At 61.1% G+C, this 14,832-nt stretch carries 13 protein-coding genes; 5 read left to right on the forward strand and 8 right to left on the reverse strand.

Annotated elements, in window-relative coordinates:
* On the forward strand, window positions 1–2,478 hold the full coding sequence (locus tag AC3WK5_RS12505; RefSeq protein ID WP_103315167.1) for an ABC transporter permease: 2,478 nt from the start codon (window positions 1–3) through the stop codon (window positions 2,476–2,478).
* Entirely contained in the window at window positions 2,468–3,541 is a 1,074-nt protein-coding gene (locus AC3WK5_RS12510; RefSeq protein WP_103315168.1) for a lipocalin-like domain-containing protein, read from the forward strand. The genes AC3WK5_RS12505 and AC3WK5_RS12510 overlap by 11 nt, the downstream gene beginning before the upstream one ends.
* Window positions 3,542–3,842: 301 nt before the next feature.
* On the opposite strand, the gene AC3WK5_RS12515 is transcribed toward AC3WK5_RS12510, so the two are convergent.
* Entirely contained in the window at window positions 3,843–4,601 is a 759-nt protein-coding gene (locus tag AC3WK5_RS12515) for an anti-sigma factor family protein (protein WP_103315169.1), read from the reverse strand.
* Window positions 4,594–5,106 (reverse strand): sigma-70 family RNA polymerase sigma factor, encoded by a 513-nt coding sequence (locus AC3WK5_RS12520; protein ID WP_103315170.1) that lies wholly within the window; start codon window positions 5,104–5,106, stop codon window positions 4,594–4,596. Before AC3WK5_RS12520 ends, AC3WK5_RS12515 begins: the two co-directional genes overlap by 8 nt.
* Before the next feature lie 147 nt (window positions 5,107–5,253).
* On the opposite strand from AC3WK5_RS12520, the gene AC3WK5_RS12525 reads away from it, so the two are divergent.
* Window positions 5,254–6,225 (forward strand): metallophosphoesterase family protein, encoded by a 972-nt coding sequence (locus AC3WK5_RS12525; RefSeq protein ID WP_054596721.1) that lies wholly within the window; start codon window positions 5,254–5,256, stop codon window positions 6,223–6,225.
* Window positions 6,226–6,238: 13 nt separating this feature from the next.
* Window positions 6,239–6,559, forward strand: a complete 321-nt coding sequence (locus AC3WK5_RS12530) for a cupredoxin domain-containing protein (RefSeq protein ID WP_103315171.1) — start codon at window positions 6,239–6,241, stop codon at window positions 6,557–6,559.
* Between the two features lie 356 nt (window positions 6,560–6,915).
* On the opposite strand, the gene AC3WK5_RS12535 is transcribed toward AC3WK5_RS12530, so the two are convergent.
* The 5 genes from AC3WK5_RS12535 to glcD form a co-directional block, all read right to left on the reverse strand.
* On the reverse strand, window positions 6,916–7,185 hold the full coding sequence (locus AC3WK5_RS12535; RefSeq protein ID WP_103315172.1) for a DUF6124 family protein: 270 nt from the start codon (window positions 7,183–7,185) through the stop codon (window positions 6,916–6,918).
* A gap of 218 nt (window positions 7,186–7,403) precedes the next feature.
* Window positions 7,404–8,801, reverse strand: a complete 1,398-nt coding sequence (gene hglS, locus AC3WK5_RS12540) for a 2-oxoadipate dioxygenase/decarboxylase HglS (RefSeq protein WP_103315173.1) — start codon at window positions 8,799–8,801, stop codon at window positions 7,404–7,406.
* A 110-nt stretch (window positions 8,802–8,911) separates the two neighbouring features.
* On the reverse strand, window positions 8,912–10,129 hold the full coding sequence (glcF, locus tag AC3WK5_RS12545; protein ID WP_103315174.1) for a glycolate oxidase subunit GlcF: 1,218 nt from the start codon (window positions 10,127–10,129) through the stop codon (window positions 8,912–8,914).
* 3 nt (window positions 10,130–10,132) lie between these two features.
* Window positions 10,133–11,191, reverse strand: coding sequence for a glycolate oxidase subunit GlcE (glcE, locus tag AC3WK5_RS12550; RefSeq protein WP_103315175.1), 1,059 nt, complete (start codon window positions 11,189–11,191; stop codon window positions 10,133–10,135).
* Window positions 11,191–12,690, reverse strand: a complete 1,500-nt coding sequence (gene glcD / locus AC3WK5_RS12555; RefSeq protein WP_103315176.1) for a glycolate oxidase subunit GlcD — start codon at window positions 12,688–12,690, stop codon at window positions 11,191–11,193. The genes glcE and glcD overlap by 1 nt, the downstream gene beginning before the upstream one ends.
* Before the next feature lie 240 nt (window positions 12,691–12,930).
* Here glcD and AC3WK5_RS12560 point away from each other — a divergent pair, with 240 nt between their 5' ends.
* Window positions 12,931–14,004, forward strand: coding sequence for a diguanylate cyclase (locus AC3WK5_RS12560; RefSeq protein WP_103315177.1), 1,074 nt, complete (start codon window positions 12,931–12,933; stop codon window positions 14,002–14,004).
* A 175-nt stretch (window positions 14,005–14,179) separates the two neighbouring features.
* Here the strand turns inward: AC3WK5_RS12560 and AC3WK5_RS12565 are convergent, their stop codons facing one another.
* Window positions 14,180–14,791, reverse strand: a complete 612-nt coding sequence (locus AC3WK5_RS12565; RefSeq protein WP_054596729.1) for a glutathione S-transferase — start codon at window positions 14,789–14,791, stop codon at window positions 14,180–14,182.
* Window positions 14,792–14,832: the final 41 nt, after the last annotated feature.

Raw genomic sequence — 14,832 nt, forward strand, 5'->3', positions numbered from 1 at the left:
ATGGACGTTTTGCGTGAAACCTTGCGAGCGCTGCTCAGCCATTGGCGTCAGCACCCGGTGCAGTTTTTCAGTGTGCTGACCGGGCTCTGGCTGGCCACCGGCCTGCTGACCGGGGTACAGGCGCTGAACAGTCAGGCGCGAGAAAGTTACGCCCGCGCCAGTCAACTGATTGGCGGTGAACCCCAGGCCAGCCTCAGTGCGCCGAATGGCGCGACCTTCTCTCAGGCGTTGTTCGTCAACCTGCGCCGGGCCGGTTGGCCGGTGTCACCGGTGTTGCAGGCGCGACTGCAACTCAAGGGGCATGAAGACCTGCGCTTGCAGTTGATGGGTATCGAACCGTTGTCGTTGCCCAGCGGTTCGGCGCTGGCCGGACAACACCTCGACATGGCGCAGATGGTCGATTTTGTCGGCCCGCCGGGCCGTACCTGGATTGCCCCGTCAACCTTACAGGCGCTCGATCTGCGTGAGGGAGCTCAACCGCAAAGCCTGAACGGGCAGACCTTGCCGCCGTTGCACAGTCAGGTCGACATGGCCCCCGGCGTATTGCTGGTGGACATCGGAGTTGCCCAGCAGGTGCTGGGTTTGCCGGCACAGCTGTCGCGACTGTTGTTGCCCAGGGATTTCGCCGCCACCGAGCCTCAGCTACCCAGCGAATTGACGGAGCAGTTGCAACTCAAGCGCAGCGGCGAGGAGAACAATCTGGCGCGGCTTACCGAAAGCTTCCACCTGAACCTCGACGCGCTGGGGTTTCTGTCGTTCGTGGTCGGCTTGTTCATCGTCCACGCGGCTATTGGTCTGGCGCTGGAGCAACGTCGCGGGTTGTTCAGAACCCTGCGCGCCTGTGGGGTCAGCGTGCGGACGCTGATCTTCTGCCTGAGCCTTGAATTGGGTGGGCTGGCACTGCTCGGCGGGATGGCCGGAGTGGTCAGCGGTTATCTGTTGGCCAGCCTGCTGTTGCCGGACGTTGCCGCCAGCTTGCGTGGTTTGTATGGCGCCGAAGTGGCGGGGCAGTTGAGCCTCAGCCCGCTGTGGTGGTTCAGCGGGCTCGGTGTCAGCCTGCTCGGCGCACTGCTGGCCGGGGCGAACAGTTTGCTGCGGGCGGCGCAATTGCCGCTGCTGGCGTTGGCCAATCCGCAAGCCTGGCATCAGGCTCACGCGCGCTGGTTGCGGCGTCAGGGTTGGGTGGCGGCAGTCGCTGCGGTGATCGGCCTGATTGCGTTGCTGTGGGGTGACAGCCTGGCCAGCGGTTTTGTGTTGATGGCTGCGTTGTTGATCGGTGCCGCATTGAGTTTGCCGGTGCTGCTCGACGCTGTATTGAATCGGCTCGTGCGGCGCAGCCGGTCGGTGCTGGGGCAATGGTTTCTCGCCGATTGCCGTCAGCAGTTGCCGGCCCTGAGCCTGGCCTTGATGGCGCTGCTGTTGGCGCTGGCGGCCAACATCGGTGCCGGCAGCATGACCGCCGGTTTTCGTCAGACGTTCAGTGACTGGCTGGAGCAACGGCTGACTGCCGAGCTTTACGTCAACCCGCAGAACCCGGCACAGGCCACCGAACTGCAACAGTGGCTGCCGGAACAAAAAATCAACGCGGTGTTGCCGAGCTGGCAGGTTGCAGTGTCGTTACAGGGCTGGCCGGCGGACCTTTACGGGGTGATCGACCATCCGACCTATCGCGAGCATTGGCCGTTGCTTGAAGCGCTGGGTGAGCGCCCCTGGGATCAGTTGGTGGCGCGTGACACGGTGATGCTCAGCGAACAACTGGCCCGTCGACTCAAGCTGCGGCTCGGTGACCGTCTAAGCATTCCCACACCTCAAGGCGCGTGGTCACCGCAATTGATCGGGATCTATGCCGACTACGGAAACCCCAAGGGGCACTTGCTGGTCAACGCTGAACACCTGCTGCATTACTGGCCGCAACTGACGCCGAGTCGCTTCAACCTGCGTATCGATCCGGCGCAAATCCCCGCGCTACTGACGGCGCTGCAATCGCGCTTTGCCCTGGATGACAGCCGTATCGTTGATCAGGCCCGACTCAAGGGCTGGTCGACGCAGGTGTTCGAACGGACCTTCGCGGCGACGGCGGCGCTCAACAGCCTGACCCTCGGCGTGGCTGGTGTGGCGCTGTTCATCAGCTTGCTGACCCAGAGTCAGAGCCGTCTCGGGCAACTGGCACCGTTGTGGGCGCTGGGCGTGACGCGCCGACAATTGATGCTGCTCAACCTCGGGCAGACCTGGTTACTGGCCCTGCTCACGCTGGTGGTGGCGTTACCCTTGGGACTGGCGCTGGCCTGGTGCCTGGACACGGTGATCAACGTTCAGGCGTTTGGCTGGCGCCTGCCGTTGCGGGTGTTCCCGTTGCAACTCGTGGAATTGATGGGGCTGGCGATGTTGGCGACGTTACTGGCCTCGGCCTGGCCATTGTTCAAGCTCTATCGCACGCAGCCGGCGGACCTGCTGAGGAGCTTTGCCCATGAGGATTAACTGGGTCGTTGGCGTGTTGTTGCTGGCATTGACGGGTTGCGATGACTCATCGACGCACAACGAAAGTTTCGCCGGGCTGGGCAGTGAAGCGGCGGCGTTCCAGCAAGTGACGCCGGGCCGGGTATTCAGCTTCCCGGCCGATCACGGTGCGCATGACGGTTACCGCGTCGAGTGGTGGTACATCACCGCCAACCTCAAGGACTCGCAGGGCCGGGAGTTCGGCGTGCAGTGGACGCTGTTTCGCAATGCCCTGAAGGCCGGGCCCGAGCAACCCGGCTGGGCCAGCCAGATCGTCTGGCTCGGTCATGCGGCAGTGACCTCGGCGACCGTTCACCACGCCGCCGAGCGTTACGCCCGCGGTGGCGTCGGTCAGGCCGGGGTTCAGAACGTGCCGTTTACGGCGTGGATCGATGACTGGCGCCTGAGCACTCAAGCCGACACCGCGAACCCCTTGGCCGAGATGCACATGCAGGCCAGCGGCAAGGGCTTCAACTATCGGCTGCGACTCACCTCAAATCGGCCGTTGGTGCTGCATGGCGAGCAGGGCTTCAGTCAAAAATCCGAGCAGGGCCAGGCGTCGTACTACTACAGCCAGCCGTTCTTCCAGGCCAGCGGCAGCCTGGAAATCGACGGCACGACCTATCAGGTCAGTGGCCGGGCGTGGCTCGACCGTGAGTGGAGCAGCCAGCCGCTGACGGCGAACCAGACCGGTTGGGACTGGTTTTCCCTGCACCTGGACGGTGGCGCGCAGTTGATGCTGTATCGGATGCGGCAAAAGGAAGGAGTGGCATACCTGACTGGCACCTGGATCAACCCGGACGGCAGCGTTGTGCAACTCTCGCGAGACGAGATCAGCCTCACGCCGTTGGCGTCTTCCGAGGTGGCCGGGCGGCGTTTGCCGACGCGCTGGTCGATCAAGGTCCCGGGCAAAGGCCTGGACATCACCAGCAGCGCGCTGAACCCCGGGGCCTGGATGGATTTGCGCATTCCCTACTGGGAGGGGCCGGTGCAGGTGCGCGGCAGCCATGCCGGCAACGGGTATCTGGAAATGACCGGGTACTGATCCAGAGCGCCGCCCGGTATCCATGCGCTCCTGCTCAGGGAAACAAGTGTGGTCGGATTGGTTCGATTTTTTTCGTTACAAACCAATTAGCGGGAACATTGTGTCCAGATTTATTCAGAATTTGTGAGCGGACAGAACGTTTGCGTTGCATTAAAATCCCCCCGTTCGCTCAGTGTCGGGGCTCTTTACCGGTGCATGGATTGCCAGGCCATAACACTGGGCGAACACCTTCCTCCAGGCGCGATAAACAACATTTCATGCTCGCCTCATCGCACCGACAACCTTCAAATCACACCTCTCGTTAAAAAGCACCCTGTTCAAGCAACTGGCTGAAGGCTTCCAGTTCGGTTTTTTCCAGATCGGATATCACGATAAAACGCATGTGATTGTGTTGCCACGCGACCACGTTGTAACCGCGGATGAACTGGTTTTTCCGGGGCTGATCGGTTTCTGTCGTCGGCACCATGAACACGTTGATGATGTGCTTCGCCCGTCCGTAAGACAGTGCAGCGGTCGTCTGGTGTTGCAGGTAATCCAGGCGCCCGCCGAGTAAAGGAAAACCCTGTGTCGAGAAGTCGAACACCGGTGGCGAAAAATCCAGCTTGCCGGTAAACCAGGGCTTGACCGTGTGCCGGTCGGACGACACGACATCGTTCAAGTGCTGGGCCATCAGCGAGCGCACATGGCTGGACACCGCTTCGTCCAGCCAGGGTTGCTCAGGCGAAGGCGTGGCCACATACAACACCAGGGCCATGGCCAGTGCGATCGCGGAAAAAGCCGGTGCCAGCCACTTTCGCGTGGCATCTCTCAACGCTTGCCAGGGAGAGGTCGGTGACGGGAGATTGACGAAGACCTGTTGAATCAGCGCATCGGGCGCCGCGTAATACGGCGCATAGGCCTTGACGCTGGTGATCAGCCGTTGCATTTCGTCATGCACACGTTGGCAGTCGGCACACTGCGACAGATGCCCGGCAACGTTCGCGGTGGTCGTGGCGTCCAGTTCATGGTCCAGGTAGCCATGAATCAATTCGTGGCAGACCGTGCAGTTGATCTCATTCATGGCCTTGCAACTTCAGTAGTTCCAGCTTGAGCATGGCGCGAGCCCGGGCCAGTCTCGACATGACGGTTCCCAGAGGTATGTCGACCACCTTCGCGATGTCCTTGTAAGGCATGTCCTCCAATTCCTTGAGGACGATCATTTCGCGAAAGGCCGGGGGCAGGGCGCGCAGTGCCTGTTGAACCCGTGCAGCGTCTTCGGCCTGCATGGCGAGCAGCTCCGGTGTCTGGCTGTGGCTCAGGGCAAAGTTGTCTTGCGAGATTTCATCGCCGATGGCGACCCAACGATGGCTGGCCGAGCCCTTTAGCCAGTTGTAACTCTCGTTGCGGACGATCGTCAGGAACCAGGCCTTGGCATTGCCATCGGCAAAGCGATGCAGAAATCTGAACGCCTTGAGTGCACTTTCCTGCACCACATCATGTGCCGCGCTGTCACTGCCGGTGAGCCAGCGCGCGAGGTTGTAAGCGGCATCCATATGCGGTGCAAGCAGCTCCTCAAATCGCTTCATAGTGCCCCAGCCTTTGCCCCCTATAACCCGGATTCGCTACGTTTTATTCCCGGAATGAAAAATATTTTTTCCCGGGAATAAAACCCCGACCGGCGCGGTTGTACATCCTGTCAGTTCATCAATGTAGACCGCTACGAGGGCGTTCCCATGAACATTCGTCCGGCATCACATGAAAAACGTACAGACGGCCCCCTGGACCCCGACCGCAGACACCTGCTCAAGTGCTCGGCGTGGGCGGGTGCCGGTGTCATCTGGGCATTGAGCGGTGGGATTCCGCGAGCGTTCGCCCTGGGCGAAGATGGCCAGGTAAAGGACCCGAAAGCGCTGGACAGCACCTTCCACTTCGTACAAATCAGCGACTCGCACATCGGCTTCAACAAGGAAGCCAATCCCGAACCGCTGAAGACCTTGCAGGTCGCCATCGACAAAGTTATCGCGCTGCCGAAACGGCCTTCGCTGATCCTCCACACAGGCGACATCACCCACCTCTCCAAACCGGAGGAATTCGATACTGCCGCGTCTGTGCTCAAAGGCCTGCCTTCAACCGTGCACTACATACCGGGTGAGCACGACACCCTCGATGAGGGCGGCGGCAAGCTCTATCTCGAGCGCTATGGCAAAGGTACCAAAGGCAATGGCTGGTACAGCTTCAACGACCATGGCGTGCACTTCATTGCGCTGGTCAACGTCTTCAACTTCCAGGCGGGCCACGAGGCGACGCTCGGTGCCGAGCAACTGGCCTGGCTGCAGGATGATTTAAAGGCGGTGAGCACCAGCACACCGGTTGTGGTGTTTACCCACATTCCATTGTGGACGATCTACCAGCCATGGGGCTGGGGCACCGAAGACGGCGATCAGGCCATCGCCATGCTGCGCAAATACGGTTCGGTGACGGTCCTCAATGGCCACATCCATCAGGTCATCCAGAAAGTCGAGGGCAACATCACCTTCCACACCGCACGCGGCACGGCTTACCCGCAACCCGCACCCGGAGTCGGGCCAGCACCGGGACCGATGACCGTGGCAGCCGATCAACTGCGCAACTACCTGGGGATTACCGAGGTCAAGGCGACGCAGGGCGATCATCCGTTGGCATTGATCGATTCAACACTGGTTTAGGGGAGGCGCTGAGATGAAGCATTTACTGCGGGTTCTGGCCTTGGGTTGGCTGATGGTGTCGATTCCTGCATGGGCGGAAGGGACCAAAATCGATATCAAGGAATTCATGTTTGCGCCCAAGGACGTGACGGTAGCGGTGGGCACCAAAGTGACCTGGGTCAACGACGATCAAACGATCCATACGATTATGGAAACCCACAAGGTGTTCCATTCGCCGGCGCTCGACACCAACGACCAGTTTTCCTATCAGTTCAACACGCCGGGGACCTATGAATACTACTGCACGCTGCACCCGCAGATGATTGGGAAGATCATTGTCAGTGCGGCGAAGTGAGGGGAGGGGCGTTGTAACGCAGAAAAAATGGGTGACTCCAGGGTTTGATAACGGTCAATCAAGTGAACGCAAAGTCCGAAACAGCAAAGATCTAATGTGGGAGATCGCAGCACAATCACCAACACGCAGAACCTGTGGCGAGGGGGCTTGCCCCCGCTGGGTCGCGAAGCGGCCCTAAAATCGGTGATCGCATTGCATCAGGAAAAATACATCCGCCGGTTTTACGACTGCTTCGCAGTCGAGCGGGGGCAAGCCCCCTCGCCACAAATGCCCGCCAGACCAAAGATTTACATTAACTGACGGGCATTAACGCGAGCCATGGCTGAACCATCCATTGGATAAACGAACCTGAACACTCAGTGGCGAACGCCAGATGCCGAATCAGGCGTGTCGAGGTGTTCCAGCGCCCGGTTGACCATCAACTCGCCCAGCACAGCCAACTGCTGAATCGCCAACGCGACGCTGCGACGCGAGCCTTCGAGTTCAAAGGCCAGGTCGGTGGCCATGGCATTGAGCGAGGCGAGGGTTTCGGAGGTGTGGATCAGCAGGGTTTCGGTATCGACGTCGGGGGTGAGGGCGAAGATAGAGCTGACAGGGGGGGGACGATTGGGGGTGATCTTTTTCATTGGCTTGTTCCTGAAACTGAATCAAGGAAAAGCGCCTGCTTGAATTTAGAGGCGCTTGTGCACCTAGATCTTTTGAAGGGCTTCCACACCCTTGCCACTGATTCTGCAGCGACAGACGAAGGCTATCCGTGAGACCCACCCGGCACAAGTTCACCAAAACCGCTACAGCGTGCAGGAAATGTCCGAAGCCCGTGTTTCTGAGACGATCCGCCGACCTATCAGCTCAGCGGCGGCAGATTAAGCGCGGCGCAGCACTCATCAATCGAGCGCTGTTGTGTCTGCGCGTAAAGCGCCAGCTCATCAATAGTCGACCGCCCCAGCGCTTGTTCAAACGCCTGCCGATTCGAATGCTCGCCATAGTGGGTTTGCGCGGCGTCACCCAGGTTCGACTGGAAGATCCCTGCTGCACTGACCGGCAGAAAATCTTCATACACCAGCGGCACTGCACGGATGTACTCGGCGTCGAGCAAGCCACGCAATGACGCGGACCCGAGTTCATCGCTATCAGCCGTCAGGCCTTTTTCAGTGACGAAGTAGCGAAAGTAAGCCAGGCCCTGTTCGCGCATTTCGTTGTAGCTGTCCGGGAAGGCTTTGAAGTGCTGTTCCATCAGGCTGTTGTAGCGCGCCGCGTTGGCTTCGTTGGGGAAGTCCTTGAGCTCATCGCGGGCGGCGTTGAGCAGGCGGTCGTAGAGCGCGCGGCCTGCTGGCGTCAGCGCGGCGCCGCGTTGTTCGATTTCGCCGAAGCGGGCGCTGTGGCTGCCGAGAGCCTGTTGCTGATCGGTGAACGCAATCGGTTCGTCCAGCGCTTTGAAACTGGTCTGGCGCAGCAGGATCGGACACTGGCGGCGCGGTGGGCCTTCGATTACCGCTTTGGGGGTGATGCCGTGTTCGGGCATTTTTGCCTGCACGATGTCGATGTCCAGCGTGCGCGGTGTCAGGTGATTGATGTGCGGGCCTTTGAAGGCGACGACGTCGGCAATCAACCGATGCTGGGCGCTGAGTTGTTGGTATTGCGCGGCGGTGACGGTGGCGCGGTGGTGCCAGCGGAAGGTTTCCAGGGCCTGTTCGACGAAGTCCTCGGCTTGTTGCTCGTCGAGTCCGCCGTGTTGTTCGGCCTGCTCGATCAGCGCCAGTGCCTGTGCGGTGAAGATCGAACGCTTGGCCAGCACCGATTCGGCAAACGCGCGCAGCTCGGGGTTTTCGATCAGTTCCAGGCGCAGCAGCGAGGTGAACACCCGGAACGGGCTGACTTGCAACGACGCTTCATGCACGGCGCGGAACGCCGTGGAGTGCACCGGCACTCCGGCCGGCGTCAGGTCGTAATAGCCGACCGGCTGCATGCCCATCACCGCGAACAAGCGGCAGAGGGTCGCCAGCTCTTGCGCGGTGCCGACGCGGATCGCCCCGTGGCGTTCCAGGTCCAGGCGCTCGATTTCGCCTGTGCTGCGTAACTGTCGGGCAATCGCCGGATCGCTGTCGAGCACCTGGGCGTTGGTCTGCGCCACCAGTTCCATCAAGGCGCCGTACAGCGGCACTTCTTCGCGGTACATGTCTGACATCGCTCGCGAGAAGCGTTGGCGGATCAGGTCTGGGCTGACGACGTTGTGGTTGCTCATAAACACGAATCCCGGCGCAGTGACAGTGGAGTAGGCCGATTCTGTTCGGCACAGGCGACGCTGACAAACGAAGTTTCTTCTGAACTTCATTCTGCAAACGACTGCTGCGATCAGCGCAACATCTGGTCCACCAGCTCGATCCAGTGCCGAACAGGTGTCCGTCCGGCGCTGGCGAGGTGGCTCTGGCAACCGATGTTGGCGGTGACGATCAGCTCCGGTCGGCCGCTTTCCAGAGCGTTGAGCCTGTTGTCGCGCAGTTGCCGGGCGAGCACCGGTTGGGTCAATGAGTACGTCCCGGCCGAGCCACAGCACAAGTGACTGTCAGGCACGCTGGTGAGGTTGAATCCGAGGCGGGTCAGTAGTTCTTCGACTGCACCGCCGAGTTTTAGCGCGTGCTGCAAGGTGCACGGGCAGTGGAAGGCAATTCGTCGTTCGGTGGCTGCGCACACTCGCTCCAAGGGTTCGTTGCGCAGGATCTCCACCAGGTCTTTGCTCATCTCGCTGATCCGTTTGGCTTTAGCCGCGTAGGCCGGATCGGTCTTGAGCAAATGCCCGTAATCCTTGATGAACGCACCGCAGCCGCTGGCGGTTTGCACGATGGCTTCGGCGCCGCTTTCCAGCGCGGGCCACCAGGCGTCGATGTTCTGGCGGGCGCGATTGAGTCCCTGTTCCTGAGCGTCGAGGTGATAGTCCAGCGCCCCGCAGCATCCAGCCTGGTGAACGCTGCTGACGCTTATCCCCAGTCGATCCAGCACCCGCGCCGCGGCGGCATTGGTGTTCGGTGACAAACCCGGTTGCACACAGCCTTCGAGCATCAGCACTTTTCGCGCATGCACCGTGGTTGGCCAATTTCCCGCTGGCGGCACGTCGCGTGGCAGTTTGGCTTCGAGGTCGCGCGGCATCAGCGGTCGGAAAGTTGCACCGATTTGCAACAAGGCCTTGAACAGTCCGGGGTTCGGCGCCATCGCCCGCAAACCCTGACGCAATACGCGCTGGCTCGCCGAGCGCGGCACCGCCTGATCGACCACGGCGCGACCGATGTCCAGCAAGTTGTGATAATCGACTCCGGACGGGCAGGTGGTTTCGCAAGCGCGGCACGACAGGCAACGGTCCAGGTGCAATTGGGTTTGGGCGGTGGCGGGGTTACCTTCGAGCACTTGCTTGATCAGGTAGATCCGCCCTCGCGGGCCGTCCAGTTCATCGCCGAGCAACTGATAGGTCGGACACGTGGCGTTGCAGAACCCGCAGTGCACGCAGGTGCGCAGAATGCTTTCGGCCTCTGCCGCGCGGGGCAGGCGTTTGGCCTGATCGCTGAGGGTGGTCTGCATGCTTCAGAACTCCGCGTACATCCGGCCAGGGTTGAACAATCCCTGAGGGTCGAGTTGGGCCTTGAGCTGTTGGTGATAGCGCAACAGCGCCGGCGCCAGCGGCTGGAACGGCGTGTCGCTGACGCCGTGGCTGTAGCAGGTGGCATGGCCGCCCAGATCAGCAGCCAGTGACTGGATGCCCGGTGCCTCGGATTTCAACCAGCGTTGTGCGCCGCCCCAGTCAATTAGATGTTCACCGGGCAGCGTCAGCGGGCCGATGTTGTTCGGCAATGACAGACGCCACAACGGCAGCCCTTCATCGAAAAATGCCAGCTGTTGTTCATTCAACGCCTCCCAGAATTGAGCGTCCAGCACCTCGCCACCGAGTCGCTGATGGGCGGCGCTGACCGAACCTTCGCCACCCTCAAGCCGCAGGTGCAATTGCCGGCCGTCATGGCACGCCGCGCTGATGGGCAGCGGTTGCTGGCCCCACTCGGCAAGTTTGCTCAAGGCGTGGGCGCTGTCGAGTTCCAGGCTGATGCTCAGGCACTGGCGCGGTTTGGGCAGGACCTTGAGCGAGACTTCGGTGATCACGCCGAGGCAACCGAAGCTGCCGGTCAACAACCGCGACAGGTCATAACCGGCGACGTTTTTCATCACCTCGCCGCCAAAACGCAGCTGTTTACCGTTGCCGGTGATCAGCCGGGTGCCGAGCACAAAGTCACGCGCCGAACCGGCCCACGGGCGACGCGGGCCTGATAGCCCCGCGGCGATCATGCCGCCGACCGTGGCGTCTTCACCGAAGGAGGGCGGTTCACAAGGGAGCATTTGACCGGCCGCATCCAGCGCCGCCAGCAATTCCCTCAGCGGTGTACCGCAGCGAGCGGTGATCACCAGTTCGGTCGGGTCATAGCTGACGATGCCGCGATGGACGCGGGTGTCGAGCACCTCGCCAGCCACCTCACGACCGAGGAAGGCCTTGCTGCTGGCGCCTTGAATGCGCAGCGGCGTGGCGTTCTCCCGTGCCTGGTTGATCTGCTCCAGTAACTCCGCGCTGGCGTCCCGGTCCTGTTCGGTGCGCATCAGAAACGCTCCAGGTCGGGGAAGGGCAGTTGCCCGCCGTGGACATGCATGGCGCCGAACTCGGCGCAGCGGTGCAGGGTGGGAATGTTCTTGCCGGGATTGAGCAAGCCTTTAGCGTCGAAGGCGATTTTGATTGCGTGAAACACCGTCAGCTCGTCGCTGTTGAACTGTGCGCACATCTGATTGATTTTCTCCCGACCGACACCGTGCTCGCCGGTGATGCTGCCACCGACCTTGACGCAGAGTTCGAGGATTTTGCCGCCCAGGGCTTCGGTGCGTTCCAGCTCGCCGGGCTGGTTGGCGTCGAACAGGATCAGCGGGTGCATGTTGCCGTCACCGGCGTGAAACACGTTGGCGACTCGCAAGCCGTATTCACTGGCCAGCTCGGCAATCCCCTTGAGCACCCGAGGTAACTCACGTCGCGGGATGGTGCCGTCCATACAGTAGTAATCCGGCGACAAGCGCCCGATCGCCGGGAACGCCGCTTTGCGTCCGGCCCAGAATTTAACCCGTTCCGCCTCGTCGCGGGCCTGGCGCACTTCACTGGCACCGGCCCGCTCCAGCACGGCGCGAACCCGCAGGCAATCGTCGCGTACATCGGCTTCGACGCCATCGAGTTCACACAGCAGGATCGCTTCGGCGTCCACCGGGTAACCGGCGTGAACGAAGTCTTCGGCGGCGCGCAAGGCCAGGTTGTCCATCATCTCCAGACCCGCAGGGATGATCCCGGCGGCGATGATGTCCGCCACGGCGGCTCCGGCTTTTTCCACGGAGTCGAAACTCGCCAGCAGGACTTTGGCGGCCTGTGGTTTGGGCAGCAGTTTGACCGTGACTTCAGTGATGATGCCCAGCAATCCCTCGGAGCCGTTGAACAGCGCCAACAGGTCGAGCCCAGCGGAGTCCAGCGCGTCCGAGCCCAAGGTCAGGTGTTCGCCTTCAATCGTCAGCACTTCCAGTTTCAGCACATTGTGGACGGTCAGGCCGTATTTCAGGCAGTGCACACCACCAGCGTTTTCCGCGACATTGCCGCCAATCGAGCAGGCGATTTGCGAGGACGGGTCCGGCGCGTAATACAGGCCAAGCGGTGCGACGGCCTGGGAAATCGCCAGGTTGCGCACTCCCGGCTGAACCCGTGCGGTGCGGGCGGCGGGGTCGATGTGGAGGATCTGGTTGAAGCGCGCCATCACCAGCAGCACGCCTTTTTCCAACGGCAGCGCGCCGCCGGACAACCCGGTGCCGGCACCACGCGCCACCACCGGCACCCGATGGGCATGGCAGAGTTTGAGCACGGCCTGAACCTGCTCGAAATAGCGCGGCAGCAGCACCAGCATCGGCGTGGTTCGATAGGCCGAGAGCCCGTCGCACTCGTAGGGTTTGAGTTCTTCTTCGCGGTAGAGGATGTCCAGTTCCGGCAGCTGCTCGCGCAAGGCGTTGAGCAAGGCATCCTTGTCGACCGGGGGCAGGGCACCGTCGATGCGTTCGTCGTAGAGAATGTTCATCAGATGACAAGCCTCGCAGCAGCTGCCGAACGCAGCCTTCGGCAGCTGCTACAGGTGTGTGTTCAAGCTCGGGTTCTTTGTCATTTATAGTCAAAATTTCGACAGTGGGCCTGCCGACAGGGCTATTTCGGGCCGCCAAGCGGTGATGGCTATTTGATTGCGCCCTGATAGACTTCCAGACATCCCTGTCTGAGTTACTCGTAGTTTCAGGTCAGTAGTGAAGAGGAGCTTTGTCCCCTTATGCACCATAACGGAGGAAAGGGACTTTCACTGGCACGGAGGCTTTACACATCGCGAATCCTGGGAATGGTCCTGGGCCTGCTCTGCGTGGGCGCGGCGATCATTCCACTCAAACCGCCGCATTGGCTGCTGGCGCTGATGCTGTTCAACGGCCTTATCTGGCCGCACCTGGCCTATCAATGGGCGCGCCGCTCGCCCATGCCTTATCACGCCGAACACCGCAACATTCTGATCGACGCGTTCATGGGCGGATTCTGGGTCGCTGCCATCCAGTTCAATCCCTTGCCCAGCACTGCCACGTTGTCGATGATGGCGATGAACAACGTCGCCATTGGAGGCCTGCGTTTTCTGCTTGTCGGCACGGTGGCTCAGTTGCTGGGCATGGGTGTCGGGCTGCTGATCTTCTTTCCGGTGTTCATCGCGCAAACCAGCCCTGTTCAGTTGTATGCCTGTTTGCCGTTGCTGACGTTTTACCCCTTGGTGTTGGGCTGGATCTGCTTTCGTCAGGCCCACACGCTGGGCAAGCACAAACGCGAACTGCTGGCCCTGAGCCGCACCGACAGCCTCACCGGGCTGTTGAACCACGGCGCCTGGAAAGATGCGCTGGAGGTCGAGTTCCAGCGTTGTCAGCGCCAGCAGCGGGGCGGCGCGATTGCCTTGATCGACATTGACCACTTCAAGATCATCAACGACACCTACGGCCATGTGGCCGGCGATATCGTGTTGCGCCAGTTGAGCAAAGTTCTCAAGCAAAACCTGCGCGCCAGCGATGTGGCCGGGCGTTATGGCGGCGACGAGTTTTGCGTGATCCTGCCCGACGTGCCACTGGCCCACGCCGCCCAAGCGATGGACGCCTTGCGCGATCGGTTTTCGGGGCTGGGTTACGAGCAGAATCCGGCGTTGAAAGTCAGCCTGAGCATCGGCCTGGCCGCGTTCGACCCGATGCACACTGAAGCCCTGCAATGGCTCAACGATGCCGATGCGGCGCTGTATGCGGCCAAGACTACCGGGCGTAACCGGGTGATTTGTCATGCCGATGGGCTGGTGCAGCGGGTGGCGATGGGGTTGGTTTGAGGTTTAGCGGTGTTGCAGATGTCGTCTTCGCGGGCAAGCCTTGCTCCTACGGTTCGGGGGAGGGGCGGATATTGATGATTGATGCAGATTGTGTAGGAGCAAGGCTTGCCCGCGATGGCGGTCTCACGGATGCCATTATTGGCGAGCCAGGCGCCTACACGTCAGGCGGACGTCTTCAGGTAATCGGTGTGCTGACGAACGCCGGCAGCTGTTCGGCGTAGGCGGTGAACGCGCGGATTTTCGGGAACTGCGCGTCACTGACCTGATCCGGCACCACCAGATTGGTGAAGCTCCAGGCCACGGCGAGGGTGATGCCCGCCTGGTCGAGGGAACCGTCGGTCTTCAGTGGCTGCTTGACCAGTTCCTGTTCCAGCGCCGAATACGCCGCCAGCAACTGCCCGCCGACGCGTTCCAGCCACGGTTCATGCTGTTTCTCGGCAGGTCGCAAAGTGCGCTCGTAATAGATCTGCACCGACTTCTCGCAAGCCGCCAGGGCCAGGCCGATCAGCCGCAATGCACGCACGCGCTGGTCCAGTTGCGCGGGCATCAGGCTCTTATCCGGTCCGCTCAAGGCTTCCAGGTAATCGATGATCAAGGTCGAGTCCATCAGCACTTCGCCGTTGTCCAGCACCAGCGTCGGGGCCTTGACCACCGGGTTGATCTGCTGGAACTGCGCAAAGTGCCGGAACACCGACACCGAGGCGTGCTCGAATGGGATGTCCAGCGATTTCAGGCTAATGGCGACGCGTCTTACATAAGGTGAATCGAGCATTCCGATCAGCTTCATGTACAGCTCCTTTGATAATGCGTAGACAGTGCGCCGCCAAT

The organism is Pseudomonas sp. FW306-02-D09B (assembly GCF_058782685.1).